This window comes from Leifsonia araucanica, from assembly GCF_051161895.1.
Lineage (GTDB): Bacteria > Actinomycetota > Actinomycetes > Actinomycetales > Microbacteriaceae > Leifsonia.
Map to the genome: position 1 here is coordinate 706,621 of NZ_JBMBTW010000002.1, position 26,526 is coordinate 733,146.

The 26,526-nt window shown below is 68.6% G+C and carries 28 protein-coding genes; 16 read left to right on the top strand and 12 right to left on the bottom strand.

Going from position 1 to position 26,526, the window contains the following annotated elements; translation table 11 throughout:
* Positions 1 to 46 precede the first annotated feature (46 nt).
* The 3 genes from ACN6M5_RS03345 (at position 47) to ACN6M5_RS03355 (ending at position 3,024) form a co-directional block, all read left to right on the top strand.
* The gene (locus ACN6M5_RS03345; protein ID WP_434948494.1) at positions 47 to 793 is read left to right on the top strand and encodes a hypothetical protein; all 747 of its coding nucleotides are present in this window, start codon (positions 47 to 49) and stop codon (positions 791 to 793) included.
* A 111-nt stretch (positions 794 to 904) separates the two neighbouring features.
* Positions 905 to 2,209 carry an LCP family protein gene (locus ACN6M5_RS03350; protein ID WP_434948495.1) on the top strand — a complete coding sequence of 435 codons (1,305 nt, stop codon included), beginning with the start codon at positions 905 to 907 and terminating at the stop codon, positions 2,207 to 2,209.
* 125 nt (positions 2,210 to 2,334) lie between these two features.
* Positions 2,335 to 3,024 carry a hypothetical protein gene (locus tag ACN6M5_RS03355; protein WP_434948496.1) on the top strand — a complete coding sequence of 230 codons (690 nt, stop codon included), beginning with the start codon at positions 2,335 to 2,337 and terminating at the stop codon, positions 3,022 to 3,024.
* A gap of 30 nt (positions 3,025 to 3,054) precedes the next feature.
* On the opposite strand, the gene ACN6M5_RS03360 is transcribed toward ACN6M5_RS03355, so the two are convergent.
* The 3 genes from ACN6M5_RS03360 to ACN6M5_RS03370 form a co-directional block, all read right to left on the bottom strand.
* Positions 3,055 to 3,447 (bottom strand): immunity protein CdiI family protein, encoded by a 393-nt coding sequence (locus tag ACN6M5_RS03360; protein WP_434948497.1) that lies wholly within the window; start codon positions 3,445 to 3,447, stop codon positions 3,055 to 3,057.
* Between the two features lie 68 nt (positions 3,448 to 3,515).
* Positions 3,516 to 3,722 (bottom strand): DUF6186 family protein, encoded by a 207-nt coding sequence (locus tag ACN6M5_RS03365; protein WP_434948498.1) that lies wholly within the window; start codon positions 3,720 to 3,722, stop codon positions 3,516 to 3,518.
* Positions 3,719 to 4,387: a hypothetical protein gene (locus tag ACN6M5_RS03370; protein ID WP_434948499.1), complete on the bottom strand. Its 669-nt coding sequence runs from the start codon at positions 4,385 to 4,387 to the stop codon at positions 3,719 to 3,721. Before ACN6M5_RS03370 ends, ACN6M5_RS03365 begins: the two co-directional genes overlap by 4 nt.
* A gap of 91 nt (positions 4,388 to 4,478) precedes the next feature.
* Here ACN6M5_RS03370 and ACN6M5_RS03375 point away from each other — a divergent pair, with 91 nt between their 5' ends.
* Positions 4,479 to 5,864: an MFS transporter gene (locus ACN6M5_RS03375; protein WP_434948500.1), complete on the top strand. Its 1,386-nt coding sequence runs from the start codon at positions 4,479 to 4,481 to the stop codon at positions 5,862 to 5,864.
* On the opposite strand, the gene ACN6M5_RS03380 is transcribed toward ACN6M5_RS03375, so the two are convergent.
* Positions 5,846 to 6,694: a UbiA family prenyltransferase gene (locus ACN6M5_RS03380; protein ID WP_434948501.1), complete on the bottom strand. Its 849-nt coding sequence runs from the start codon at positions 6,692 to 6,694 to the stop codon at positions 5,846 to 5,848. The genes ACN6M5_RS03375 and ACN6M5_RS03380 overlap by 19 nt on opposite strands.
* Positions 6,695 to 6,770: 76 nt before the next feature.
* Here ACN6M5_RS03380 and ACN6M5_RS03385 point away from each other — a divergent pair, with 76 nt between their 5' ends.
* The 7 genes from ACN6M5_RS03385 to ACN6M5_RS03415 all read left to right on the top strand — a co-directional run bounded on the left by ACN6M5_RS03385 (position 6,771) and on the right by ACN6M5_RS03415 (position 15,171).
* Positions 6,771 to 7,781: a LacI family DNA-binding transcriptional regulator gene (locus ACN6M5_RS03385; protein WP_168689366.1), complete on the top strand. Its 1,011-nt coding sequence runs from the start codon at positions 6,771 to 6,773 to the stop codon at positions 7,779 to 7,781.
* Positions 7,782 to 8,001: 220 nt separating this feature from the next.
* Positions 8,002 to 9,819: a glycoside hydrolase family 13 protein gene (locus ACN6M5_RS03390; protein ID WP_434948502.1), complete on the top strand. Its 1,818-nt coding sequence runs from the start codon at positions 8,002 to 8,004 to the stop codon at positions 9,817 to 9,819.
* Positions 9,816 to 11,195, top strand: a complete 1,380-nt coding sequence (locus ACN6M5_RS03395; protein WP_434948503.1) for an extracellular solute-binding protein — start codon at positions 9,816 to 9,818, stop codon at positions 11,193 to 11,195. Before ACN6M5_RS03390 ends, ACN6M5_RS03395 begins: the two co-directional genes overlap by 4 nt.
* 85 nt (positions 11,196 to 11,280) lie before the next feature.
* The gene (locus ACN6M5_RS03400; RefSeq protein WP_434948504.1) at positions 11,281 to 12,222 is read left to right on the top strand and encodes a carbohydrate ABC transporter permease; all 942 of its coding nucleotides are present in this window, start codon (positions 11,281 to 11,283) and stop codon (positions 12,220 to 12,222) included.
* Entirely contained in the window at positions 12,219 to 13,265 is a 1,047-nt protein-coding gene (locus ACN6M5_RS03405; RefSeq protein WP_434948505.1) for a carbohydrate ABC transporter permease, read from the top strand. Before ACN6M5_RS03400 ends, ACN6M5_RS03405 begins: the two co-directional genes overlap by 4 nt.
* A 71-nt stretch (positions 13,266 to 13,336) precedes the next feature.
* Positions 13,337 to 14,512 carry a glycoside hydrolase family 3 N-terminal domain-containing protein gene (locus ACN6M5_RS03410; protein WP_434948506.1) on the top strand — a complete coding sequence of 392 codons (1,176 nt, stop codon included), beginning with the start codon at positions 13,337 to 13,339 and terminating at the stop codon, positions 14,510 to 14,512.
* A gap of 107 nt (positions 14,513 to 14,619) precedes the next feature.
* On the top strand, positions 14,620 to 15,171 hold the full coding sequence (locus ACN6M5_RS03415; protein WP_085368439.1) for a YceI family protein: 552 nt from the start codon (positions 14,620 to 14,622) through the stop codon (positions 15,169 to 15,171).
* A gap of 89 nt (positions 15,172 to 15,260) precedes the next feature.
* On the opposite strand, the gene ACN6M5_RS03420 is transcribed toward ACN6M5_RS03415, so the two are convergent.
* From ACN6M5_RS03420 to ACN6M5_RS03435, 4 genes are read right to left on the bottom strand one after another with little or no spacing between them, the layout of a single operon-like run.
* Entirely contained in the window at positions 15,261 to 15,938 is a 678-nt protein-coding gene (locus ACN6M5_RS03420; RefSeq protein ID WP_434948507.1) for a TMEM175 family protein, read from the bottom strand.
* A 28-nt stretch (positions 15,939 to 15,966) separates the two neighbouring features.
* Positions 15,967 to 17,037: an FUSC family protein gene (locus ACN6M5_RS03425; RefSeq protein ID WP_434948508.1), complete on the bottom strand. Its 1,071-nt coding sequence runs from the start codon at positions 17,035 to 17,037 to the stop codon at positions 15,967 to 15,969.
* A gap of 18 nt (positions 17,038 to 17,055) precedes the next feature.
* Positions 17,056 to 18,234: a winged helix DNA-binding domain-containing protein gene (locus ACN6M5_RS03430; RefSeq protein WP_434948509.1), complete on the bottom strand. Its 1,179-nt coding sequence runs from the start codon at positions 18,232 to 18,234 to the stop codon at positions 17,056 to 17,058.
* A gap of 55 nt (positions 18,235 to 18,289) precedes the next feature.
* On the bottom strand, positions 18,290 to 19,357 hold the full coding sequence (locus ACN6M5_RS03435) for an App1 family protein phosphatidate phosphatase (protein ID WP_085368436.1): 1,068 nt from the start codon (positions 19,355 to 19,357) through the stop codon (positions 18,290 to 18,292).
* A gap of 204 nt (positions 19,358 to 19,561) precedes the next feature.
* Here ACN6M5_RS03435 and ACN6M5_RS03440 point away from each other — a divergent pair, with 204 nt between their 5' ends.
* From ACN6M5_RS03440 to ACN6M5_RS03460, 5 genes are all read left to right on the top strand, one after another.
* Positions 19,562 to 20,221 (top strand): TetR/AcrR family transcriptional regulator, encoded by a 660-nt coding sequence (locus ACN6M5_RS03440; protein WP_434948510.1) that lies wholly within the window; start codon positions 19,562 to 19,564, stop codon positions 20,219 to 20,221.
* 240 nt (positions 20,222 to 20,461) lie between these two features.
* On the top strand, positions 20,462 to 21,352 hold the full coding sequence (locus tag ACN6M5_RS03445) for an ABC transporter ATP-binding protein (RefSeq protein WP_434948511.1): 891 nt from the start codon (positions 20,462 to 20,464) through the stop codon (positions 21,350 to 21,352).
* Positions 21,349 to 22,035, top strand: a complete 687-nt coding sequence (locus ACN6M5_RS03450) for an ABC transporter permease (RefSeq protein WP_085368431.1) — start codon at positions 21,349 to 21,351, stop codon at positions 22,033 to 22,035. The genes ACN6M5_RS03445 and ACN6M5_RS03450 overlap by 4 nt, the downstream gene beginning before the upstream one ends.
* On the top strand, positions 22,032 to 22,781 hold the full coding sequence (locus ACN6M5_RS03455) for an ABC transporter permease (RefSeq protein WP_168689374.1): 750 nt from the start codon (positions 22,032 to 22,034) through the stop codon (positions 22,779 to 22,781). The genes ACN6M5_RS03450 and ACN6M5_RS03455 overlap by 4 nt, the downstream gene beginning before the upstream one ends.
* A 49-nt stretch (positions 22,782 to 22,830) precedes the next feature.
* Complete coding sequence (locus ACN6M5_RS03460) at positions 22,831 to 23,763, top strand: ABC transporter substrate-binding protein (protein ID WP_434948512.1); 933 nt, start codon at positions 22,831 to 22,833, stop codon at positions 23,761 to 23,763.
* Between the two features lie 28 nt (positions 23,764 to 23,791).
* Here the strand turns inward: ACN6M5_RS03460 and ACN6M5_RS03465 are convergent, their stop codons facing one another.
* From ACN6M5_RS03465 to ACN6M5_RS03480, 4 genes are read right to left on the bottom strand one after another with little or no spacing between them, the layout of a single operon-like run.
* Complete coding sequence (locus tag ACN6M5_RS03465; protein WP_085368428.1) at positions 23,792 to 24,484, bottom strand: DedA family protein; 693 nt, start codon at positions 24,482 to 24,484, stop codon at positions 23,792 to 23,794.
* Positions 24,481 to 25,098 carry a TetR/AcrR family transcriptional regulator gene (locus ACN6M5_RS03470; RefSeq protein WP_434948513.1) on the bottom strand — a complete coding sequence of 206 codons (618 nt, stop codon included), beginning with the start codon at positions 25,096 to 25,098 and terminating at the stop codon, positions 24,481 to 24,483. The genes ACN6M5_RS03465 and ACN6M5_RS03470 overlap by 4 nt, the downstream gene beginning before the upstream one ends.
* A gap of 41 nt (positions 25,099 to 25,139) precedes the next feature.
* Positions 25,140 to 26,084: a M56 family metallopeptidase gene (locus ACN6M5_RS03475; protein WP_434948514.1), complete on the bottom strand. Its 945-nt coding sequence runs from the start codon at positions 26,082 to 26,084 to the stop codon at positions 25,140 to 25,142.
* 6 nt (positions 26,085 to 26,090) lie between these two features.
* Positions 26,091 to 26,459: a BlaI/MecI/CopY family transcriptional regulator gene (locus tag ACN6M5_RS03480; protein ID WP_434948515.1), complete on the bottom strand. Its 369-nt coding sequence runs from the start codon at positions 26,457 to 26,459 to the stop codon at positions 26,091 to 26,093.
* Positions 26,460 to 26,526 lie beyond the last annotated feature (67 nt).

Consider the following 26,526-nt stretch of genomic DNA (forward strand, 5'->3'; position numbering starts at 1 on the left):
CAAGGGGTTCTTGTGCTGCTCATCCCGATGCCGATTGAATGAGGGCATGAGCACCGTCGACCCGACCATCGCCCGACGCGAGCGAGCGGAGCGGCGGCCGTCGAACGTGCGTGTGGTCGTCACGCTGATCCTGCTGCTGGTCGGAGGGCTGGCCGCCGGATACGGCTGGGGCGGCTTCGGGACGATGATGGCGACCCAGCCGGAGGAGCCGCCCGTGCTCATCCTGGTCGCCATCCCGCTCGGGATGATGCTCGCCATCGGGGCGTCGATCGCGTGGGCGGCGCTCGTGATGAAGCGGGGCGACCTCGGCATCATGTACGGGAACGCCGCCGTGCTGCTCGGCGCGGGGGCGGGCGTGATCCTGGTGTCTGCGGAGAGCGGCCCGGCGTTCGTCACGACCATCGGCTACGGGCTCATCGCCCTCGCGGTCGTCTGCCTAATGCTCGGGATCGCGGCGGCCGGTGCCCGTGCGCGGCGCGAGAACGCGGACGAGGCCGCGATGCGGACGGGCACGCAGGTGACGGCGGTCGTCACCGACAAGGGATACACGATGTTCCGCGAGAGCGACCGGATCTTCACCACGGTCACGTTCGGCTTCACCGACCTGCAGGGCACGCAGCGCTGGGTGCAGCGGCCGATGCTGATCACGGCGGCGGACCCCATCCAGGACGGGCAGCAGACCCGGCTGTGGTTCGACCCGGCGAATCCGGGGAACGACAAGGCGATCGTGGTCGAGCTGGCGCACCGTTCGCCGCTGCGTGCGCGGACGCGCAGGGCCGGCGCGCAGCGCTGAGCGGCGTGAGGGGGCTTTCAGAACACCCAGTGAGCCTCCAAGGTCATCGCGAGGACTTGTAGCTAGGATTCCGTCATCCCTTCTTTCGCCCGACCCTCCGAAGGACCTTCGATGACCGACCTCCCGCGCCGGCACCAGCGCGCACAGGGGCCGACCGCCGTCCGGCACGGCCGGCTGCCCCGCCGCCGCGCCGTCGGCACGGTCATGCGCATCCTCGCCGCGGCGGTGGCTGTCGTGGTCGTGAGCATCGGCTCGGTGGCCGCGTTCGCCGTGTGGGATGTCGCCCGCTCGGTGAAGACGGGCGTCGCCCTGCCCGCACTGCCGGGGCACACCAAGCAGGCGATCCCGAACGTCGGGGCGATCCAGGGCGGCGTGAACCTGCTCCTCACCGGCACCGACAGTCGCAGCAACCTGGGCGGGGTCTACGACTCGGCGGAGGAGCAGGACGCGAGCACCGGGGAAGGCAACAACGATGTGACGATGCTGCTGCACATCGCCCAGGACCACAAGAGCGCGATGGTAGTGAGCTTCCCCCGCGACCTGATGGTGAAGATTCCGGACTGCCCGGCCCCCAACGGCGGCGGCACCATCGACGGTTCCAGCAGCGCGATGTTCAACACGGCGCTGTCGCGCGGTGGGCTGGGCTGCGTGGTGCTGACCGTCGAGCAGCTGACCGGCATCGACATCCCGTTCGGCGCCGTGATCAACTTCAACGGCGTGAGTGCGATGTCGAACGCCATCGGCGGAGTGAGCGTCTGTCTCGCCACCCCGGTCACCGACGACTACACCACCCCGCCACTCGACCTTCCCGCCGGCGAGAACACCCTGGTCGGCGACATGGCGCTCTCGTTCCTCCGCAGCAGGCACGGAGTGGGGGACGGCAGCGACCTCGGCCGCATCAGCAACCAGCAGGTCTTCCTCTCCGCCCTGGCCAGGAAGGTCGTCTCCGGAGGCGTCCTCAGCAATCCGGTGCAGCTGTACGGGCTGGCGAAGGCGGCTGTCGAGAACATCACGCCGTCCGACACGCTTACCAACCCGACGACGCTCGTCGAGATCGCCCTCGCCCTCAAAGACACCGGGCTCGACAACATGGTGTTCCTGCAGTACCCGGCGATCACCGATCCGGACGATGCGGACAGGGTGATCGTCGACGACAACGCGGCCTCCGCCATCAACACGGCCCTCGTCAACGACCAGCCGGTGAAACTCACCGGCAGCATCGGCCGCGCGGCAGAAGACCCGACGGCGCCGGGCACGCCCGAGCCGACCACCCCGACGACGCCCGACCCGACCGCACCGGATGCGTCGGCGCCCGCCACTCCCGGCGCGCCCGCGACCTCCGGTCCGGTCGAGCTGCCGAGCAGCATCACCGGGCAGACGGCGGCGCAGGCGACGTGCACGAAGGGGAACAACTAGGCGCGGGTCGCCGCGCGGCCCGACTGCTTCCTCTCACGCAAAAATGCTTGTAAGTGGTACTTCTGATTCCTTTCTGCGAGAGTTCTCATTGACCGCACAACGATGGTCGTTGAGGAGAACTATTCATGCGAACGCCTTTCAAATCACTTGCCATCGCTGTCGGGGCCGCGCTCGTGAGCTCGCTCTCCGCGGGGGCCGCCGTAGCGGTCGAACTTCCGCCACCGGACATTGCCATCTTCACCTCGTCCAACGGCACGTTGGTGGAGGTCCCGAAGAGCACATTCCAAGAGAGCACGATTCGGCTTCGCGGTGAGAACTCGTCCGCTCCATCCGATCCGGGCGTGGCATCGAGATTGATCGATTGGGACCAGTGGTTCGGTTGCTTTTCGTTGAACAACGAGAGCGACGTTTTCGCAAGCTACACGTTTTACTACAACGGCGTTGGGAAGGATGTCCGGCTGAAGTGCGGTGCAGGGAATGGCACGTCGGGATGGGGCTACAAGCACATTCGGGACGGCAAGGAAGCCAGATGGCAGGAAAAGCTGGATGCTGCCAAGGCTGCTGGTTGGAAGCCGCAGGAGTGGGGCGTTCAGTCGTGGGACGATCTGATGTCGGGTGCGACTGCGGGAGTCATCTTGTACCCTGACTACCTGAGCCACTCGGCGGTCGGCAACAAGTGGTGCGCAAACAACGAGTTCTACCTTCTGGATCGCAAGACGAACAGGGAGCTCTATTCGTTCCGGGTGGAAGCCGCTTGGGCCTCGGATAGTGACCGGCTGATCACATCCTTCCCCTCGAATCGCACCTACTGCTAGACAGGCGAGATCCAGGCGGAGGCCCCGGGGCTAACGATGCTCGGCGATCACGTCAGCGATCGGCCACGTTTCGCTCATCAACCGTTGGACAAGATGGTCTCCCTCATCCGCCCACGTGGCGAACGTGCCTTCATCCCTGAGGTCTCCGCCATGGCCGACCGCTTCTTCCCATCGTTCACACCATGATCGGACGGCCGACGCCAGTTCGGAACTCACTCCGAGGCTTTCAGGGGTGACGGGGTTCAATTGCGACCCTTCCCAGAGCGGCCATTCGTTGCCGGGACCAGGGTAGAAATGCACCTCTCGGAGGAGCCCCGCTCGTTCTCGGGCAGCACGATCGATCGTTTCGGCCGGGGTCGCAAAGGGGGGCACGACCAGCTCAACCTGGGTTGCGGGATCCACCACATAGGTCGGCTGTTGCATGCCTTCAGGGTAGCCCGCGACCAGTCAGTCCGCGCTGGCAGAACATAGCCAGGCGCGGGTCGCCCGCCTCACGGCGACGGCGGAGACGCCAGGAAGTGCCAGCCGAGCCACCACCAGAACAGCAGGATGGTGAACCGGGCCGCGCGGTCGGCGAGCACCACATCCAGCAGGGCGGAGAACGGCGCCAGCCGCAGCGGGTCGCGGTGCGACCGAACCACGAGCAGCGCCATGACGGCGCCGCACAGCAGGAAGCCCGCGATGGTGACCTCTCTCATCGCTGTCCTCTCCTGAGCAGGGCGTATCCGCCGGCGAGCCAGAGCACGACGAGCGCAGCGCGGGCGGGCGGCCAGGCGACGGCCGGGTCGACCAGGTCGGACAGTGCCGGGAACGCAGTCTCGGCTGCGGGGGAGGAGCGGCCGAGGAAGAACGCGGCGATCTCCCACGCGCAGCCGGCGACGATCACCGCCGACCAGGCGATGGCGGCGCGGCGGATCGCGGCGCGCGCCTCCGGTGCCGCGTCCTGGCTCTGTGGCCTGCCGCCCGCATCCGCTGCTCCGGATGCGCGGGGCCGGTCCGCCCACACTACCGGGAGCAGCAGCACCCCGAGGCCCACCACGAGTGCGGTGTCTGCGCCGCCGTAGAGCGGGGCGAACGCGAAGGTGAGCGCGGCGACGCCGATCAGGCTGAACGCGATGACGCGGCGCGAGAGCGTCTGCCCGTCGGGCAGCGCGCGCACCGGGATGTGCAGCCAGCCCAGCGCGTCGAGTGCGATGAGCACGGCGCCGCCGAGGAAGATCCACGCATCCACCGGCGCGCCCCTGAGGAAGTGGAAGACGGACGTGAGCACCATCACGAGCAGCCAGGAGGCACGGGTGATGACCGCGATCCGGGTCGCTGCGGGCCCGGAGCGCGCGGAGACAGGGCGCGGCTCGTCGGACATTTCAGGGTCAGGCTACGCCCTGCGCGCACCCGCGGCACGCTGGGAGGCGTCTGCGGTTGCCATTACGGCTCGCTCCCCGTTTACTGAGAACATGACCACCGAGCGCATGTCTTCGTCGCAACTCCGGGTGCTCGTCATCGCGATCCTCGCCAGTTTCGTCGCCTTCCTCGACGGTGCGGTGATCAACGTGGCGCTGCCCGCCATCGACAAGGAGCTGGGCGGCGGGCTGCCGCTGCAGCAGTGGGTGGTCGACGGCTACCTCGTGACGCTCGGGTCGCTCATCCTGATCGCCGGGTCGCTGTCGGACGTGTTCGGCCGCAAGCGCGTGCTGTACGCGGGCCTGATCGGCTTCGGCGTGACGTCGCTGCTCTGCGCGTTCGCGCCGACGGGCGTGTTCCTGGTGATCGCGCGAGCCCTGCAGGGTGTCTCCGGCGCCCTCCTCGTTCCGAGCTCGCTCGCGCTCATCATCTCGACGTTCTCCGGCGCGGCGCAGGCGAAGGCGATCGGCCGCTGGACGGCGTGGACGGGCGTGGCCATGATCGCGGGCCCCGTGCTCGGCGGCGTGTTCGTCGACACGCTCTCCTGGCGTTGGGTGTTCGTGATCAACGTCATCCCCATCGGCATCACGCTCGCCATGATGATCGGGCTGAAGCAGGACCACGGGACGGGCGGCCGCGTCGACATCCTGGGCGCCGTGCTCGGCTCCCTCGGCCTGGCGGGAACCGTGTTCGCGCTGATCGAGCAGGGCGTGTACGGCTGGGGAAGCCCGCGCGTCTTCCTCCCGCTCATCGTCGGCATCCTGTCGCTCGCGGCGTTCTTCTTCTGGCAGACCAGGGCCAAGCAGCCGATGCTGCCGCTCGGGCTGTTCCGGGTGCACAACTTCTGGGTCGGCAACATCGCGACGGCGCTGGTCTACGGTGCGCTCGCCTTCGCGCCGCTGACCGTCACGCTCTATCTGCAGCAGGTCGCCGGGTTCGGGGCGACGGAGGCCGGGTTCGTGTTCATCCCGTCGACGCTGTGCATGCTGCTGCTGTCCGGGGTGTTCGGCGGGCTCGCCGGCAAGTACGGTCCGCGGCTGTTCATGGCCATCGGGCCGGTGATCGCCGGATGCGGGTTCCTCTGGCTGCTGATGATGGGGGAGGACGTCAACTTCTGGACCAACCTCCTGCCCGCCGTGCTGCTCTTCGGCGTCGGCCTGTCGATCACGGTCGCCCCGCTCACCAGCGCGATCCTCGGTGCCATCCATCCGGCCCAGGCGGGCATCGGCTCCGCGGTGAACAACGCCGTCTCGCGCATCGCCGGTCTGGTCACAGTGGCCATGATCGGCCTCATCGTGGGAGGCACGCTCGACCGGGCGGGCCTCGACAGGGCGATGATCGTCGCCGCCGGGCTGATGCTGGTCGGCGGCATCGTCTCGGCCGTCGGCATCCGCAACCACGAGCCGGCAGCGGAGAAGGTTCAGACCGCGGTCGACTGACCGGCGAAGGCGAGCATCACCACGTCGACCACGGCGCAGCCCATGATGAGCTGCATGAGCAGCCGCGTCGGCGAGCGGCGCAGCAGCAGGACCACGCCGGTCACCGCGATCACGATCCCGATGGCCAGCCCGATCAGCAGCGGGATGCGCGGCGGCCAGCCCGGCCCGAACGCGATCAGCACGCTGGCCGCGGCGAGGCAGGCGAAGGCGAGCAACCCGCTCGGCACGGCCCCCATCCGGTGCGGCAGGCCCCGGATGCCCGTGCGGTCGTCGTCGGCGAGGTCCGGCAGCACATTCGTGACGTGCGCGGCGACTCCGAGCAGTGCTCCCGCGGCGACCACCCAGGCGGCCGCGAGTCGCGGCGGCTCGAGTCCGAGCGTGACGATGGCGGGCAGGATGCCGAAGCTGACCGCGAACGGCAGGAACGACACCGCCGTGGCCTTGAGACCGAGGTTGTACGCCCAGCCGCCCGCGATGGCGACCACGTGCGCGATGGCGGCGAGCGGGCCGAGCACGAGGGTGACCAGGACGGCAGCGACCAGGGCTACGAAGGCCGCCGTGCGCACCGTGACGACGCCGATCGCGCCGCGGGCGGCCGGCTTGTCCGCGCGCTCGACCTGCGCATCCCGTGCTGCGTCGAGCCAGTCGTTCGACCACCCGATGGACAACTGGCCGAGCAGGATCGCGAGTGCCAGCACCGCCAGGCGGCCGGGCGGATAGCCCAGACTCGCGCCGAGCACGGTCGCGACGACGGTGACCACCACGGTCGGACCCGGGTGGCTGGCGAGCAGCAGCGCCGTGACCTTGTTCGCCGCCGTCGCATTCGTCATGGCCGCCATGCTAGGCCGTCCGGAGGGCTTGCAAAAGACTTGCGCTGTCTTGCAAGGAATTGCGTATGCTGAGCGCATGTCGAAACGTCTCGCCGAGGTCGCTCGCAAGGTCGGGGTCAGTGAAGCGACGGTCAGCCGCGTCCTGAACGAGAAACCAGGGGTGTCCGAGGCGACGAGACAGGCGGTTCTCACGGCACTGGATGTGCTGGGGTACGAACGCCCGACCAAGCTGCGCGGAGAGCGTGCCCGGCTGGTGGGGCTCGTGCTCCCCGAGCTGCAGAACCCGATCTTCCCCGCCTTCGCGGAGGTGATCGGCGGCGCTCTCGCGCAGAACGGATACACGCCGGTGCTCTGCACCCAGACGGCCGGAGGCATCTCCGAGGCGGACTACGTGGAGCTGCTGCTGCAACAGCAGGTGTCCGGCGTAGTCTTCGTTGGCGGGGCGTACGCGCAGCAGGATGCGTCGCACGAGCACTACGCCAGGCTCACCGACCTCAACCTCCCGACGGTGCTGGTCAACGCGCCGGTCGACGACCTCCCATTCGCCACAGTGTCCTGCGACGACACGGTCGCGACGGCGCAGGCGCTCGGGCATCTCCGCTCCCTCGGGCACGAGCGCATCGGGCTGCTGCTCGGGCCGCGCGATCACGTGCCGTCACAGCGGAAGCTCGCCGCCGCCCGGCGGATCGTGGCGGGCTGGGGAGCCGAGCTCGACGACGATCTGATCGTGCACTCGCTCTACTCGCTGGAGGCCGGTCAAGCCGGAGCGGCGCGGCTGCTCAAGGCCGGGGTGACGGCGATCGTCTGCGCCAGCGACCCGATGGCGCTCGGCGCGATCAGGGCCGTGCGGCGCGCCGGCCTCTCCGTGCCGGCGGACGTGTCGATCGTCGGCTACGACGACTCGGCGCTGATGAACTGCACGGAGCCGCCGCTGACCACGGTCCGGCAGCCGATCGAGCCGATGGGGCGCACCGTGATCGAGCTGCTGCTGCGGCAGATCTCCAGCGACTCCGCCATCTCGGACGAGCTGTTCTTCGAACCGGAACTGGTGGTCCGAGGGTCGACGGGACCGGCTCAGCACGCGTAATTGTTATGCAATTCAGTGCAAATGTGCGCAAAAGAATTACTCAGTGTCGCGTTCTTGCAGTGAACTGTCATTAACGCTACATTCGGCTCCACGACGACGGAGCCGGCAGTTCGGACACGTCATCGCGACGACCGAACCGCCGACCTGAGCGGCGCGGACGCGCCACGGATGATCGGCGCGCACCGCACCGCGGGAGGTCGCCCGACCGAAGGGCACATCCGTGGACCTCCCCGTGCTGAGCGCGCAGCCCACCGCCCCCACCGCTGATGCTGCAGACGCCGCCGCTGCTGACGCCGTAGAGACCGCCGACGCCGCCGAGCAGGCCGCACGGCCCGCCGCGTCCGCGCTCTCGCCGTCCACGGCCGACCCGCTCTGGTGGCGCAGCGCGGTGATCTACCAGATCTACCTCCGCAGCTTCGCGGACGGCAACGGAGACGGCATCGGCGACCTCGCCGGTGTCAGGAAGCACCTCGGCTACCTGCGCGACCTCGGGGTCGACGCGATCTGGTTCACGCCCTGGTACGAGTCGCCGCTCGCCGACGGCGGCTACGACGTGGCCGACTACCGCACCATCAACCCGGCGTTCGGCGACCTGGCGGAGGCGGAGACGCTGATCCAGGAGGCGCTCACCCTCGGCATCCGCACGATCGTGGACGTCGTCCCCAACCACATCTCCGACCAGCACCCGTGGTTCCAGGCCGCGCTGGCCGCCGGTCCAGGCTCTCCGGAGCGCGAACGCTTCTGGTTCCGCCCCGGCCGCGGCGAGAACGGCGACGAGCTCCCCACCGGCTGGGTGTCCAACTTCTCCGGCGAGACCTGGACCCGCACCACGAACCCTGACGGCACGCCGGGCGAGTGGTACCTGCACCTGTTCACGCCGCAGCAGCCCGACCTCAACTGGAACCATCCGGAGGTGCGTGCCGAGCACGAGGCGATCCTGCGGTTCTGGTTCGACAGGGGCGTCGCCGGTGTCCGCATCGACTCGGCCGCGCTGCTCGTGAAGGACGAGAGCCTGCCGGAGGTGCCCGAGCATCCGGGGCCGGGGGAGCACCCCAACCAGGACAGGGACGAACTGCACGACATCTATCGGGGCTGGCGGGCCATCGCGGATTCCTACCCGGGCACCCGCGTGCTGGTCGGCGAGATCTGGCTGCCCGAGATCGACCGGTTCGCGATGTACCTGCGGCCGGACGAGCTGCACACCGCGTTCAACTTCGACTTCCTGGCGAGGCCCTGGGATGCGCACGAACTCCGCGCATCCATCGACCAGACGCTCGCCGCCCACGCCCCGGTGGATGCGCCGAGCACCTGGGTGCTGTCGAACCACGACGTGACGCGGCCGGTCACCCGTTACGGCCGCGCGGACTCGTCGTTCGCGTTCGCGAAGAAGCGCGTCGGCACGCCGACGGATCTGGCCCTCGGGCGCCGCCGTGCCCGTGCCGCCGCCCTGCTGACCGCCGCACTGCCCGGCTCGCTGTACCTCTACCAGGGCGACGAGCTCGGCCTCCCGGAGGTCGAGGACCTGCCGGCGGACCGGCTCGAGGACCCGATGCACTTCCGCTCCGGCGGGGTGGATCCCGGCCGCGACGGCTGCCGCGTTCCTCTGCCGTGGCGGGGGGTGCATCCACCGTTCGGGTTCAGTCCGCGTGAGGCGTCCGCCGAACCGTGGCTGCCGCAGCCGGAAGCGTGGGCGGCGCTGACCGTCGAGGCCCAGCAGTCCGACGCCAGCTCGATGCTGTGGCTGTACCGCAACGCCCTGCGGCTGCGGCGGTCGGAGCCCGGGCTCGGCGACGGACCTCTGCGCTGGATCGACGGCCCTCCCGGCACCCTGGCGTTCTCCCGCGGCGACCGGTTCGTCAGCGTCACCAACCTCTCCACCGAGGCGGTGGCTCTGCCGGAGCACACCGCCATCCTGCTCAGCAGCGACCCGCTCGTCGGCGGCCTGCTGCCCCCGGACTCCACCGCCTGGCTGCGCACGCAGCTTCCATCCCCGCACCACACCGCATCACACCACACCACCGAAAGGAACCGACAATGAGGTCACCACGAACGATCGCAGCAGTCGCAGCGATCACGATCGCCGGGGTCGGCCTGCTCGCAGGATGCTCAGGCTCCGGCAGCGGCGACTCGAGCGACGGCAAGGTGCACATCACCGTTGCCAGTCTCATCCCCGGCAGCGACAAGGCCGCGTTCAAGGCGTTCGACGACCGCGTGAAGGAGTTCGAGAAGGCGAACCCGAACATCGTCGTGAAGTCGGAGGAGTACCAGTGGACCGGGCCGACGTTCTCGACCCAGCTCGCCGGCGGCACCCTCCCCGACGTCTTCAACGTGCCGTTCACCGACTCGCAGTCCCTGCTGCAGGCCGGCCAGCTCGCCGACATCACCAAAGAAGTCTCGGCTCTCTCGTACGCGGGCAAGTTCAACGAGAACGTGCTCGCCGTGGCGAAGAGCGGCGACAAGATCTACGGCATCCCGTACGGGCCGTACGCGATGGGCCTCTCGTACAACAGGGAGATCTTCCAGAAGGCCGGGCTCGACCCTGACAAGCCCCCGACGACGTGGGACGAGGTCCGCGAGGACGCGAAGACCATCTCCGAGAAGGTGCCTGGCGTCGCCGGATACATGCAGATGACGCAGGGCAACACCGGCGGCTGGGAGCTGACCACCACGACGTACGCGCGCGGCGGCCGGATGGAGACCACCGACGGCGGGAAGACGAAGGTCACCACCAACAACCCGGTCACCAAGGAGGCTCTGCAGTTCCTGCACGACCTGCGCTGGGAGGACAACTCGGTCGGCAGCAACTTCCTGCTCGACTGGAGCGGCATCAACCAGGCGTTCGGTGCTGGACAGATCGCCATGTACCCGTCCGGCTCCGACGTGCTCACCGCGCTGGTTCAGCAGAACAACGTCGACCCGAAGAACTATGGGCTCACCATGCTCCCGATCGATGCGAGCAACAAGGATGCCGGTGTGCTGGTCGGCGGCAATGTCGCGGCGGTCAGCCCCAAGTCGAACGAGGCGCAGAAGACGGCCGCGGTGAAGTGGATCGACTTCTACTACATGCAGAAGCTGCTCAACGAGGACCAGGCCGTCGCGGACGCGAAGGTGCTCGCGAAGTCGAACCAGCCGGTCGGCGTCCCGACGCTGCCGGTGTTCGACAAGGCCACGTACGACCAGACGATGTCGTGGATCAAGCCGGAGGTGAACATCCCGCTGGAGAACGTCGCGCCGTTCACCGACAAGATTTTCGACGCGAACCTCGTGCCGGAGCCGAACAAGCACACCCAGGAGCTCTATGGAGCACTGGATGCGGTCGTCCAGGCCGTGCTGACCGACAAGAACGCGAACATCGATCAGCTGCTGACCAAGGTCGACTCCGACATTCAGAAGCTGGTCGACGCCGACAAGTAGTGCACCAGGCCGGTCGGCGGGACGCAGCACGCGTCCCGCCGACCGTGCAGCCCGCCTCCCGACACCGACAGAAAGCACCGACCCCATGACAGCGATCGACCGCCAGCGACCGACAGCGCGCCGCGTGGCGCGGCGCACCCCGATGACCTGGCTGCGCGGAGGAGGCCTCAGCAACCTCCTCTTCCTGCTGCCGATGATCGTCATCTTCGGCGTCTTCTCCTGGTGGCCGATCGTGCGCAGCGTGGTGATGAGCTTCCAGCACACCAATCTGGTCTCCGCCCCCACCTTCGTCGGCTGGGACAACTTCGTGCAGGTCGTCAACGACCCGCTGTTCTGGACCGCGATCGGCAACACGGCCTGGTTCGCGTTCCTCGCGCTCCTTCTGGGCTACCCCATCCCGCTGATCGCCGCCGTGCTGATGAGCGAGGTCAAGCGAGCGAAAGGGCTCTACAGCGCCCTGGCCTACCTGCCGGTGGTCGTGCCGCCCGTGGTGGCCGTGCTGCTGTGGAAGTTCTTCTACGACGCGAGCCCGACCGGCGTGTTCAACACGATCCTCGGCTGGGTGGGCATCCCGCCGCAGCCCTGGATCCAGGATGCGACCCAGGCGATGCCGTCGCTGGTGGTCGAGGCGACCTGGGCGGCCGCCGGCGGCACCATCATCATCTACCTGGCGGCGATCACCGGCGTCGCGCCGGAGCTCTACGACGCCGCCGAAGTGGACGGTGCGAACATCTGGCAGAAGATCTGGCACGTGACGATGCCGCAGCTGAGGAGCATCCTGCTGATCACCCTCATCCTGCAGATCATCGGCACGGCGCAGGTGTTCCTGGAGCCGTACCTGTTCACCGGCGGCGGGCCGGTCAACTCGACCGTGACCGTGCTGCTGCTCATCTACCGCTACGCGTTCCAGAACTCGCTGGGCGGCGACTACGGAGCGGCGACGGCGCTCAGCCTGATGCTTGCCGCCTTCCTCGCCGTGCTCTCGCTCGTGTACTTCCGTCTCACCAAGTCTTGGAGCCAGAATTGACCACCTCGACCGATTTCACGCCGGAGGTCATGAACGTCATGACCGACGAACTCGACGACGCCGGGCTGCAGCAGGGGGGCCGGGGAAGCGGAGGGCGTCGCGGGCGCGGCGGAGGCGGCAGGCGCGGCCAGGGGCGACGGGGCCAGGCGCGACGCGGCGACGCTGCGGGGGACCGCGGCATCCTGTCGCCGTCCGACTGGCGCAAGCCGGGCATCCGGTGGGGGACGCGCATCACCCATCTGGTGCTGTTGCTGCTGCTGATCGTCGTTGGTCTCGGACCGCTGCTCTGGCTCGCGAAGTCGGCGATCACGCCGACGCAGGACACGCTCAGGACCCCGATGGCGCTGTTCCCGAACGGTGTCGACTGGGCCAACATCTCCACCGCGTGGTCGACGGTGCACATCGACGTGCAGTTCATGAACACGATCTGGGTGGCGCTCGGCTCCTGGGTGATGCAGATCGTGGTGGCGACGACGGCCGGATACGCGCTGAGCGTGCTCCGGCCGAAGTACGGCAAGGTGCTCTACGGACTGATCCTCGGCACCCTGTTCGTGCCGTCGGTGGTGCTGCTCGTCCCGCTGTACCTCACCATCTTGAACCCGCCGCTGCTCGGCCAGTCGCTGATCAACACGTTCTGGGCGGTGTGGCTGCCGGCGGGCGCGAGCGCGTTCAACGTGGTGCTGATCAAGCGGTTCTTCGACAACCTGCCTCGCGAGGTGTTCGAGGCGGCGCGGACCGACGGTGCCGGACCGTTCCGGTTGTTCTGGTCGATCGTGCTGCCGATGTCGAAGCCGATCCTCGGCGTGGTGTCCGTGTTCGCGATCATCGCGGCGTGGAAGGACTACCTCTGGCCGCTGCTCGTGCTGCGCGACCCGGCCATCCAGCCGCTGTCCGTGCGCCTGCCGACGTTGCAGGCGGCGATCCAGCTGGACGTGTACCTCGCAGCGCTGGCGATCTCAACGCTCATCCCGATCGTGCTGTTCCTGGTGTTCCAGGGGCTGTTCCTGCGCTCGGCGGGACTGGGCGGTGCCGTGAAGGGCTGACCGGCGGCTGACCGGCGGCCGCCCGGCGGCGCGACTACCATCGAGAGGTGAGGAGTCGACGAGGAACCCGGGTGGCAGCGCTTGCGCTGACGGTCGCGGCGGCCGTCGCGGTCACGGGATGCGCGACCGGCGCGCCATCCGGAGCAGCGGGTCGCACAGCGTCCGCCGCACACAGCGCCACGGCCACGCCGTCGCCGACAGCCACCGCCGATCCGGTGGCCGCGTACGCGCGGGCGCGGCTGGCGAACATGACGCTCCGGCAGAAGGTCGCGAGCCTCCTGATGCTGCACCAGCCGGGCACGGACGGGTCCGCCCTGCGCGGCTTCGTCGACCGGTACGGCGTCGGCGGCATGATCCTGATGGGCGACAACATCCCGGCGAGCCCGGCCGCCCTGGCCGCCCAGAACGCGACGATGACGGCCTCCGATCCCGAGCTGCCCCCGCTGGTGGCGATCGACGAGGAGGGCGGAGACGTCACCCGGCTGCCCTGGGATTCGCTGCCCGGCGCCGACGTGCTGAAGTCCGAGCCGCCGGCGGCGACCCAGACGGCGTTCGCCCAGCGCGGCGCCCTGCTGAAGCAGGCGGGCGTCACGGTCAACTTCGGCACGGTCGCCGACACGACGGCCGACCCCGGCTCGTTCATCTTCGACCGCGTGCTCGGCACGACGCCCGCCGCGGCCGCCGAGCGCGTCGCCGCGTCGGTGACCGGGGAGCGCGGCCAGGTCTACAGCACGCTCAAGCACTTCCCCGGGCACGGCGAGACCGACGCGGACTCGCACACGAGCATCCCGGCCACCGGCCTCAGCGTCGCCGACTGGCAGACCAGGGATGCTCCGCCCTTCGCCGCAGGGGTCACGGCGGGGGCCGAGCTGGTCATGTTCGGCCACCTCGTCTACAGCGCGGTGGATGCGGCTCCCGCGTCGCTCTCCGCGCCCTGGCACCGCATCCTGAGCGACCGGCTGGGCTATCGAGGGGTGACGATCACCGACGACATGCGGATGCTCCAGGACTCCGGCCTCGCGCAGTACGCCGACCAGCGGGAGAACGCGATCCAGGCGCTTGCCGCCGGCAACACGATGCTGCTCTACGTGCTCCCCGCCGATCCAGCGGCGGCCGGCCTCGACCCGGATGCGCTGGTGGATGCGGTCGTGGCGGCCGTCGATTCCGGCCGCATCCCAGCCGCCCAGATCGATGCGGATGCTAGGAAACTCCTGGAACTGCGGCGCTCGCTCGCGGTAAAAGAGTGACGCGTCAACTTTTTTTCGGATTTCCGGAATAGCGGAACGGTCCATACGCTTGCATGTACCTGTACGGCGTGCGGAGCGCCGCAGACAAACTTCAAGGAGATCAACGAATGACCATCGACATCCCCGGATACAAGGCAGGCACCTGGACCATCGACCCCGCTCACTCGGAGGTCGGCTTCAGCATCCGTCACCTCATGATCAGCAAGGTCAAGGGCGTCTTCGAGAACTTCGACGCCACCTTCGTCACGGCGGAGAACCCGCTCGAGTCCACCGTGACCGCCAAGGCCGACGTCGCCTCTGTCAACACCAAGGACAAGAACCGCGACGCGCACCTGCGCACCGGTGACTTCTTCCTCGCTGACGAGTTCCCGACCATCGACTTCGTGTCCACCGGCGTCCGCCACGAGGGTGGCGACTTCCTCGTCGACGGCAACCTCACCATCAAGGGCGTCACCAAGCCGGTCACCTTCGACTTCGACTTCGGCGGCTTCGGTCAGGACCCGTACGGCAACTACAAGGCCGGCGCGACCGCCAAGGCCACGATCAACCGCGAGGACTTCGGCCTCACCTACAACGCGGCCCTCGAGACCGGCGGCGTGCTCCTTGGCGAGCAGGTCACCATCACGCTCGAGCTCCAGGCGGTCCTCGCCGACGCGTAAGCGCCCCGACACCGCATCGACAGGGACTCCGCTTCGGCGGGGTCCCTGTCGTCGTTTCTGGTCAATGGTGCCGGGTCAATGACGCCACATCAGTGATGCCGCTTCCGCACACCGGGCGGCCTCGCAGCGCGGAAGCGGTCGAACACCGGGTTGAGGAACTGCACCAGGAAGGCGAGCGAGCCGAACCACGGCGCGAGCGCGACCGTCAGCGCTGCCAGGACCAGGGCGACGATGGTGCCGGCTCTCGTCGAGTGCACAGCGGCGGGGGAGAGGCCGGCGACCAGCGAGCGCTTCGGCGACGTGAGATAGAACCAGTGCAGCGCCGTGAGACCGATCACGAACAGGAAGTTGATGGGCAGCAGGATGCGCCCGGCGACGAACCCGTTGTACTCGCTGGCCAGGCTCGTGGTGAACGGGATCAGGACGACGCCGAGAAGCCGCACCGTGTTGAGGAGCGTGGCGCGCGGGTCCACCATGACCACGTACTCGAACTGCCAGACGTGGATGCGCCACAGCGTCGCCAGCAGCAGGAAGCTGATGATGAGGCTGACGAACCCGAACGACTGATCGCCGAGGGCGGCCCAGAGCTGCGCATCCGTGTGGATGTCGCCGAGCTTGGTGACGTCGAGGTCGAGGACCAGCAGCGTCGCCGCGATGGCGAAGACGCCGTCGGTGAACGCTTCGAGTCTTCTGGTGGAGACCGGGGCGTCGTCGGTGTCGGCAACCTCGGCCGCCGAGCCTGCGGGAGGGCTGCTGTCAGCGGACATGCGGCCATGCTACGGCCACACCCGCCGATCAGGCGGTCTCTTCCCCGGTGATCTCGTCGTGCACGCGGCGCAGGTCTTCCATCAGCGAGCCGAGCAGCACCCAGTGGCGCGGGTCGGGCGTCGCGATGACGAGGGGAGCGGTGAGCACGGGCAGCCCTGCGGTCTCCGTGCCGGGTTCGACGACCGGCGCATCCGGATCGCGGGCGAGCAGCCGCAGGTCGTGCGCCGACCTCCGCAGCTCCTCCGCGATGGCCTGGATGGTGGGCTCGCCCGCGAGCGTGTCGTCGTAGTGGTCGCGGAAGGCGCGCGTCATGCCGAGCGCGCGCGTGATGATCGGCCGGAACCGGGCGAACAGCTCGAGGTCGTGGTCGAGGGCCACCCGGTGCTTGCCCTGCCGCGGATTGAGGGTGAGGCTGTCCTCCGCCTGCGCGACGGCGGCGTCCGCCTTCTTCTCCATCGGCCGCAGCAGTCGCGCCTCGATGAGCAGCGCGTTCAGCTGCGACGGGGTCTGCGGGGTGGTGAGCGCGGTCGCCAGCCGGTCGAGGGTCGCCGCCAGCTCGGAGCCGAGCCCCAGGATGGCGCGGTGAGCGGGCTCCCACTGCACAGGGGGCACGATCGCGATGTTGATGATCACGCCGATGACGGCGCCGATGATCGTCTCCACGATGCGCGCGAGGGCGTACTCCGGGTTGGACGCGCCGACCGCGAGCACGAGCATCGCGGTGATCGGCACCTGGTTGGCGGTGCCCGGCGTGAGCTTCAGCGCCCAGGCCAGGATGATCGACACGACGACCGCCACCAGCACGATCCAGCTGTTGGTGCCGAACGCGAGGCCGATGCCGTACGCGATGAGCACCCCGACGATCACGCCGATGCTGCGCTCGATGGCCTTGCCGACCGACTGGTTCACGCTCGGCTGCACGACCAGCAGCGCCGCGATGGTCGCGAACACGGGAAGCTCGCCGGGGAGCAGCAGGCTCGCGATCACCCACGACAGGATCATGGCGACCGCGGTCTTCGCCACCTGCAGGAAGGGAACCCTGCTCGCTGTCCTGATGTTGGCAGGGATGCGGATGCTGGCGGGAAGTCGTGGAGCCACGATCCCAGGCTACCGGCGTCAGGCCTCCGCGGTGACCGTCGCTGGCAGGCCGAGGAAGCGCCCGTACGCCGTCGCCGCGCGCTTCACCCCGGCGCGTTCGGCCGCGGTCAGCCGCCCGAACGGAAGCGGCTCGACGGCCACCGACGTGGATGCTGTCGTGCGCCTCCACGTGCCGGTCACGCGTCCCTTGGAGACCAGGATGGGCGCGAACACCCCGTTCTTGCCCGGCACGACCACCGTGAAGTGCGCGTCGTCGATCACGGGCGACCTGTCCTGGTAGCCGAGCAGGTATTCGTCGAACGCGGGCAGCAGGTCGACGGCGGCACGGGATGTGCTGCGTCCGTCGTGCGCGTGTTCCGCGTGCTCCGCGCCATCCGCGTGCTCCCCGCCGTCCGCGTGCTCCGCCGCGACCAGGTACTCGACGCCGTCCACCTCCAGCCGACCGATGCGGTCACCGAGCACCGCGATGGCTGTCTTGGCGCCCGCCATCGTTCCCTTGGTCCACCAGACGAAGTCTTTGACGGTCGCCGGGCCGTGCCCGAGCAGATACCGCAGCAGGAACTCGCCGAGGGCCTCGTCCGGCTCCAGCTGCCTGGCCGTGGCGGGCGGCGCCCACTCGTCCAGCAGCACGAGCGCCTGCTGCGTCTTGTGCGTCGGCCCCCAGCAGAGCACGCCGGTCTGGGCCAGGAAGTAGATGAGGTGATAGCCGCGCTGCCCGGCCGTCGCGATGCCGTTCGCCTCCCACAGCGCCATCAGCTCCGCTCTGCCGATGCGTCCGCCGCCCGCGAGGGCGTCGGTCACAATGTCGCGCGCACGGACGAAGTCGGCGGACTCGAGCTCCAGCTGCCGGTGCCTGGCCGTGAGACCGGCGACCATGCGCGTGGTCGTGACCCCGAGCATCCAGCGCAGGTCGGCGGGAGGGACGAAGTGGAGCGTGCCGCGCATCGGCCAGGACCGGATGATGCTACCGGCGTCGAGCGCGGCGAGCACGTCGTCGCGCGTGCTGCCCGGGCTGCGGGCGCCGAGCGCCCAGCACGCGGCGCCGAAGTCTTGCGCCTGGACCGCGAGCATCCGGTGCACGACGGCGGTCGGATCGTTCGGTACCGTGTCGCCCGCTGCCGGACCGCCCGCTGCGAGAGGGTCGAGCAGCTGCGCGCGTCTGCGCATCCTGAGCAGGTCGGCGCGGCGTGCTGTCATGGCCCCAGTATCCCGGACACCGCCGACACCCCAGGCGCAGCCACGGAAGGTCTGCCTAGTGCAGCAGCCCGAGGTCGTTGAGCTGCTCGCTGAGACCGGCGCCGTCCGGTGCGTACACCCACGGCGCGCCACTCAGCTCGGTGTGCTTCTCTGCCTTCGACCGGCCACCCGCGAGGACCGCCTCGCTGTTGGACAGCTGCCGGATCGCGACGGCGGTGACGCTGTCGGGGTGCGCGGTCGTGAACTCGCCGTACAGGATCTCGTCGTGCTGGCCGTCGTCGCCGATCAGCAGCCACTTGAGGCCGGGGAACTCGTGGGCCAGCCGTTCCAGGCTGACGCGCTTGTGCTCGCGCCCGCTGCGGAACCAGCGGTCGTGCGTCGGCCCCCAGTCGGTCAGCAGAAGGGGACCGGCCGGGAACAGGTTGCGGGAGAGGAAACGGGTGAGCGTCGGAGCGACGTTCCACGCCCCCGTCGACAGGTAGATCACCGGCGTGCCGGGATGCGTGGCCGCCAGCCGTTCGAGCAGCACGGACATGCCGGGCGTGGCGACGCGGGCGTGCTCGTCGAGCACGAACGTGTTCCAGGCGGCGAGCAGCGGGCGGGGGAGCGCCGTGACCATGACGGTGTCGTCCACATCGGAGATGATGCCGAAGGTCGCCTTCGGGTCGACGATGAAGACCGGGGCCTCGAACACGCGTGTCGACTGCTCGGTGAACATCCTGACCGTGTGCCAGCCGGGCGTGAGCTGCACGGGGATGACCGTGTCGATCACGCCGCCGCGGTCGGGCATCACCGTGTGCCGGTCGCCCTCGATCTCGATGGTGACCGGGGTGTCGGAGACGGGGACGCTGGTGAACGACCGCCAGCCCCGGATGCTCTCCTCGCGCTTGCGGTGCTTGCGCTCCGCCCTGCTGCCCGGCTTCGGCTCCTTGGCGAGAACCACCCTGCCCAGGATGCGCGCCCAGGTCGGGGCTCCGTAGCCCGCGTACGGCACGACGGTCGCCAGATATCCGCGCTTGCGGGCGCGGCGGGCGCGGAAATCGTGGAACGCATCCTCGATGCGCGCCGCGCGATGCATGATGGGCTCGACGCTCGCGCCGCGTTTGTCAGGGGTGGCGGGCATATCTGACTAGTTTCTCATGGACGCTGGACACCCGTGTGCGCATCCCCCAGATCTGGGGATGCACTATGCGGCGAGTCGGAGCGAATTCCCCGGCATAAATGAGGTTTCCCCGAATATGATCCGATTATCACGGTACTGAACGCCGTGGGGCTGGGGACCCGACAGACGTATTGTTGATCTGCAGGAAAAAAAGGAGTAGCCCTCGTGCCCATCAACGACCTCGTGGCCGGTCAGAACACATCCGGAGCACCACTGGTGCGAACCGAACCCATCCAGGAGCGGAGCGCAGCACGCATCGACGCGCTGCTCGACGCCGCTGCGGAGGTGGTGGACGAGATCGGTTTCGACCGCCTCACCACCGCGATGGTGGCCGAGCGGGCCGGCGCATCCATCGGAACCGTCTACCGCTACTTCCCGGACCGCATCGTGCTGCTCCAGGCGCTGCGCGACCGCGCTGTGGTGCGCTACCGCCAGGCGGTCGTGCAGGGCATCAGGGCGCAGGCTCCTGAGCACTGGTGGATGGCCGTCGAGTGCGCGATCGACGCGTTCGTCGGCATGTTCCGCGCAGAGCCCGGCTTCCGCATCATCCGCTTCACCGACGCGGAGCGCTCGGGAGCGCCCGAGGACGAGCAGGCGCAGGACGACGACTTCTTCGCCCACCGCTTCGCCGAGATCCTCTCCGACGAATTCGGCCTCCCGGCCGGCGACGAGCTCACCTTCCACCTCGAAGTCGTGGTGGAGATGATGGACTCCCTCATCAACAGGGCCTTCGTGCTCGACCCCGCCGGCGACGAGCGTTTCATCGCCGAGGCGAGGGTCGTCGCCCGCGAGTACCTCGAGAGGCGCTACGGCGACAAGGCCTGAGTAGTTCGCAACACCTCCTCTAGTTGGGAATGTCAGTGGGTGGTGGCATGTTGCCATCCGATACGTCCTCCACACCGAACAGAGTGTGCAGTGCCACTGACATGGAAAGGGGGTTCGGTTGTTCCGGACCGCCCGCGCCACATTTCGACGCAATCCTTTGCCAAAGCGCCTCAATCGTGTTTGGCTGAAAGGACAGGCCTGTGTCGATCCGATGCCAACTTCGAGGAATGAGCCGCACACATGATCGAGTTCCGCTCGGTAACGAAGCAGTTTCCCGACGGTACGGTCGCTGTCGAAGACTTCTCCCTCGTCATCCCGTCGCGTGAGATCACGGTGCTGGTCGGCTCGTCCGGCAGCGGCAAGACGACCATCCTGCGCATGATCAACCGGATGGTCGACCCCACCAGCGGCACCGTCGAGATCGACGGCCAGGACGTGATGTCGCTGAAGCCCGTGCAGCTGCGCCGCAGCATCGGCTACGTGATGCAGAACTCCGGGCTGCTGCCGCACAGGAAGGTGGTCGACAACATCGCCACCGTTCCCCTGCTGCGCGGCGACAAGAAACGGGATGCTCGGCAGCGCGCTCTCGAACTCATGGACACGGTCGGTCTGGAACGTTCCCTGGCCGACAAGTACCCCAGCCAGCTCTCCGGCGGCCAGCAGCAGCGCGTCGGCGTCGCCCGCGGGCTCGCGGTCGATCCGAACATCCTGTTGATGGACGAGCCGTTCGGCGCCGTCGACCCGATCGTGCGCGACGAGCTGCAGAACGAGCTGATCCATCTGCAGCGGGAGCTGGACAAGACCGTCGTGTTCGTGACCCACGACATCGACGAGGCGTTCCGGCTCGGCACGCAGGTGGTCATCTTCCGGAAGGGCGGCATCGTCGCGCAGAAGGGCACGCCCGCCGAGATCCTGGCCAACCCGGCCGACGAGTTCGTCGCGTCGTTCGTCGGCGCAGACAGGGGCAAGCGCGCCCTGCACATCGAGGAGACCCCGACGGGCAGCGTGCTCGTGGACAGCGACGGCCGCACGGCCGGTGTGCTGCGTTCGGAGGGCTCGGCCCTCCCCGAGGCAAAGGCCACGACCGCACAGGTCGTGGGTGCTCCGGCGCAGGGTGAGGAAGCGTCGTGAGTTGGCTGTGGTCGAACATCGGCCTGGTCTGGGACCTCACGGTCGCTCACGTCACGCTGAGCGTCTTTCCGATCATCATCGGGTTCATCGTCGCACTGCCGATCGGCTGGGTGGCGAATCGCTACCGGGTGAGCCGCGGCGTGCTGTTGACCCTGGGCGGCATCCTGTACGCCATCCCGTCGCTCCCGCTGTTCGTGGCGATGCCCGCGCTGTTCGGCACGAAGATCCTCGACCCGGTGAACGTCGTGATCGCGCTCAGCCTGTACGCCCTCGCGCTGATGGTCCGCACCAGCTCGGATGCGCTCGCGAGCGTGCCGGGTGACGTGATGCAGTCGGCCACGGCGATCGGTTTCAGCACCTGGCGCCGGTTCTGGTCGGTGGAACTCCCGCTCGCCGGTCCCGTGCTGCTCGCCGGACTGCGGGTGGTGTCGGTGAGCACCGTGAGCCTGGTCAGCGTCGGCTCCCTGATCGGCGTGTCCAGCCTGGGCACCATGTTCGTGCAGGGCCTCAACCAGTACAACAACGCCGAGGTGGTGACCGGCATCGTCGCGATCGTGATCATCGCCCTCGTCTTCGACCTCGCCCTCGTGCTGCTCGGCAGGCTGCTGATGCCGTGGACGAGGCTCGGAACGACCAAGCGCGCCACCCGCCGGGCGGCGCTGAAGGCGGTGACCGGCGCATGACCGACATCCTCGCGGCATTCGCCTGGGTCTTCGATCCAGCCAACTGGGCTGGGCCGAGCGGGATCGCCGCCCGGCTGGGGGAGCACGTCTGGTACTCGCTGCTCACCCTCATCCTGGCCGCGGTGATCGCTCTGCCGATCGGGTTCGCCATCGGGCACACCGGCCGGTTCCGCGGGCTCGCGATCGGCGTCTCTGGTGCGCTCCGCGCCATCCCGACCCTCGGTCTGGTGGTCTACCTGGCGCTGATCACGCTCAACCTGAGCATCGTCCCCCCGCTGATCGCGCTGACCATCCTGGCGATCCCTCCGGTGCTCGCCGGGGCGTACTCCGGCCTCGAATCCGTCGACAGGCGCACCATCGACGCGGCCCGCGGCATGGGGATGACCGAGCTGCAGATCCTGTTCAAGGTCGAGCTGCCGCTGTCGTTGCCGCTCATCATCGGCGGGCTGCGCTCCGCCGCGCTGCAGGTGGTCGCCACCTGGACGGTCGCTGCGATCCTGCCGGTCGGCGGCCTCGGCCGCTACCTGTTCGACGGGCTGGCCGTGCAGAAGTACGACGAGATGCTCGGCGGCTCGATCCTGGTGATTGCGCTCGCCCTCGTCACCGACGGGCTGTTCGCCATCGTGCAGCGGCTCGTCGTGCCTCGCGGCGTCGCGGCCGGCAAGGTCCAGGATGTGCGCACGAAGGACCCGTGGCGTCCGCTCGGGCCGTCCGTCCCGAACCGCCCGCTCGGCACCAACCTCTGACTTTTCCATCCCACAGTCCCAACGCACCCACCGAAAGAGAGAAACGAACATGTTCGCATCGAAGAGAGGCCGCATCGCGGCCGGCGTCCTCGCGGCGGGAGCCCTGCTGGCTCTCAGCGCGTGCTCGTCCGGCGGCGGAGCACTGGACAATTCGTCCACGTCGTCGTCGTCCGGCGACACCGTCACCATCGGCTCCGCCGCATTCGGCGAGTCCGAGATCCTCATGCAGATCTACGGCCAGGCTCTCGAGGCCAACGGCGTGAAGGTCAACCTGAAGCCCAGCATCGGCCAGCGCGACGTCTACCTGAAGGCGCTGCAGGACGGCTCGATCGACCTCATCCCCGAGTACTCCGGCAACCTGCTGCAGTTCTACGACAAGTCCAGCACGGACACCTCCAGCGACGACGTGTACGCGGCGCTCTCCAAGGCGCTGCCGTCCGGCTTCGAGGTGCTCGACCAGGCCAAGGCGCAGGACGCGGACTCGTACAACGTCACCAAGGAGTTCTCGGAGAAGTGGGGCGTGAAGAGCCTCTCCGACCTGTCCAAGGTCACCGAGCCGCTCACAGTCGGCGCCAACCCGGAGTTCGGCCAGCGGCCGTACGGCATCCCCGGGCTCAAGAGCGCGTACGGCGTGACCGCCACGCTCAAGCCGATCAGCGACTCCGGCGGCCCGCTGACCGTCGCCGCCCTCAAGAACGGCGACGTGCAGCTGGCGGACATCTACACCACGACGCCCGCGATCAAGGACAACGGCTTCGTCACCCTGGAAGACCCGAAGAGCCTGATCGCCGCGCAGAACATCGTGCCGCTGATCAACTCCAAGAAGGCAAGCTCCACGGTGAAGGACGTGCTGAACAAGGTGTCGGCCGAGCTCACCACCAGCGACCTGATCGACCTCAACGGCAAGAACCAGGGCGCAAGCAAGACCCAGCCGGATGCGCTGGCGAAGGAGTGGCTGTCCAGCCACCCCATCAAGAAGTAGCAGGAGCGCCGGAAGGCGACAGACGGGGCTAGGCCTCGTCGAGGTGCGGCGGTTCGGGTTCCCGGACCGCCGCATCCGTGTGTCCGGCGTCCATGTGCCTGGCCTCGCGCTTCTGCAGCACCTTCTTGACGATGTACGCCAGCACGATGAAGGCGGCGATGATGGCGACGAACACGTAGCCGGCGCCGTGCAGCTCCTGCGACAGCTCGCGGTAGCTGCCGGCGGCCGCCGACCCCACGGACACGTAGGCGAACGCCCAGATCACGCAGGCGGGAGCCGTCCAGGCCATGAAGGTGCGGTAGCGCATCGGGCTCATGCCGACGGTGAGCGGGATGAGGGAGTGCAGCACCGGCAGGAAGCGGGACAGGAACACCGCGATCCCTCCGCGCTTGGCGAGGTAGGCCTCCGCCTTGTCCCAGTTGCTCTGGCCGAGCTTCAGGCCGAGCCTGCTCGCCCGGATCTTCGGGCCGAAGTATCGGCCGAGGGCGAAGCCGATGCTCTCCCCGGCCAGCGCTCCGATGATCACGACGACCACGAGCGCGAAGTACTCGATCGGGCTCGCTACGGCGGTGCTGGCGACCAGCACGATGGTGTCGCCCGGCACGATCAGGCCGATCAGGATCGAGGTCTCCAGCAGGATTCCGACACCGGCGAGGAGGGTGCGGAGCACGGGGTCGACGCTCTGGACGATGTCCAGGATCCAGGTCAGCGCCTCGTTCACGTGGTCGCCGTCCGCGCATCCCGGGGCTCTCGCCGGATGAGGGTGAAAAAGTACTCGAGGGTGGCCGCCATGTCCGCGCTGTCGTCGAGCATCCACTGCACCTGCATCCCGTCGGCGACGGCGATGGCCAGGCGCGCCACCTGCAGCGGGTCGAGCGACGGGTCGATGCGGTCTGCGCTCTGCTCGGCGCGCACGTGCTCGTCGATGGCGCGGAGCAGCATGGCGTAGCGCTCGACGAAGTATGCGTGGCCGGGGTGGTCCTCGTCCGCCGCCTCCGCGGAGATGGTCGCGTACAGCTGGACGAGGCCGGGCACGTCGGCGTTGTGGCGCACGATGTCGACGAGCGTGTCGAAGCCGCGGACGCTGCCGCCCTCCGGATGCGCGTGCTCGTCCACCTCGTCGCGCTTGCGGAGCACCTCGGCGAACAGCTCCTCCTTCGACGAGAAGTGGTGCAGGAGCCCGGCCTGACTGAGGCCGACGGAGCTCGCGATCTCACGGAGGGACGCGCCGCGGTAGCCCTTCTGGGCGAAGACGTCGAGCGCCGTCGTGAGGATCTCCTCGCGCTTGGCGATTCCCTTGGCGTACGAGCCCTTCTGCGGCCCCTTCTTCGGCATGGGGAAATGCTACTGGGCGCGGGCTGAACGAACGCGCAGTGTCAGCTGGTGAGCACCAGGACGGGCGGCACGATCACCAGGGCGGCGGTGAGCACGACCACGGTCAGCCGGAGCGCAGGGCTCACCGGCCGGTTCGCCGAATCGAGGCGCTCGACCCGCGCAGCGATGGCGTGCCTCCGCTCCTCCGGGGTGCGGCTGTCCTTGGGTGCGCCGAGCACCGCTCCGGCCGTGCCGGTGTCGTCGACGACCCGGATGGCGTCGGCGAGCACGCGGTCGCCGGCCGCTGGCCGGGCGGCGTCGTCGGCCAGCATCTCGATCAGCAGGGCGACGGCATCCTGAGCCCTGTTGGCGATCGGGAACCAGGGGAGCGCACGCTTCCAGGAGCGGAACGCGTCGAGCAGCAGGTGGTGCTTCTGGCGCAGGTGGGCGTGCTCGTGGGCGACCACCGCATCCAGTTGCTCCGGGGTGAGCAGCGCGATCATGCCCTCGGAGAGCACGGTCACGCTCTTCGCGCCGGGCAGGCAGTACGCCGCGGGGGCCGGGTGGTCGATGATGCGCGTGCTCGGGGTGTCCGGCAGCGGTTCGCTGAGCAGGCTGAGGAGTTCGCGGTGGCGGTGGCGCTGGCGTCTGCTGCGCGCCGAGGTGAGTGCGAGGTTGAGCAGCAGGTGCACGGTGAGGAGGACGGCTGCGCTCAGGGCGAACGTGTTGAGCAGCGACGCCCCGGCGGGCAGCGGGCCGGAGAACACCGTCGAGGCCGCACCCTGGATGCGCGACCAGAGATCGTGCCCGAACGGCTGCAGCCCGTAGAGCAGCAGGGAGCCGATCATTGAGATGCCACCGGCGAGCGCGATGGACTGCCAGAGTGCGAGGGCGAGCACCGGGGCGGACGCCGGCCACTTCGCGCGCGCGAGGAGCACGGGGACGGGCCACGCGAGGGCGACGGCGAGCACGCCGAGCAGCACGGCGATCTCGTTGACGGGTGGCACGGGAGGCTAGGAGGTGCGGGCGTCGAGGAGGTGGCGCAGTGTCTCCGCCTCCGACTCGTCGACAGAGCCGACGAAGTATGCGAGCGCCGCGTTGCGGTCGCTGGAGGTCTCGAGGACTTCGCGCATCAGGTCGGCGACGTGGCCGGCACGGGAGACCGCTGCGGTGTAGAGGTGCGGGCGCGCATCCCTGTCTCGTTCGGCGAAGCCCTTCTGCTCCAGCCGGGAGAGCACGGTGAGCACGGTGGTGAGGGCGGGAGTCTTGCCGTCGGTTCTGGATGCCGCTAGCTTGTCGCGTAGTTCGTTGGCGGAGAGCGGGGCTCCGCTGCTCCACAGAGCGTCCATGATCGCTCGTTCCAGTTCTCCGAGATTTGCCACGGATCCAGGGTACCGCGGCACGCTGAGAATGTTCTACACTTTGTAGAAGTCGAGTTCTACAGAGCGT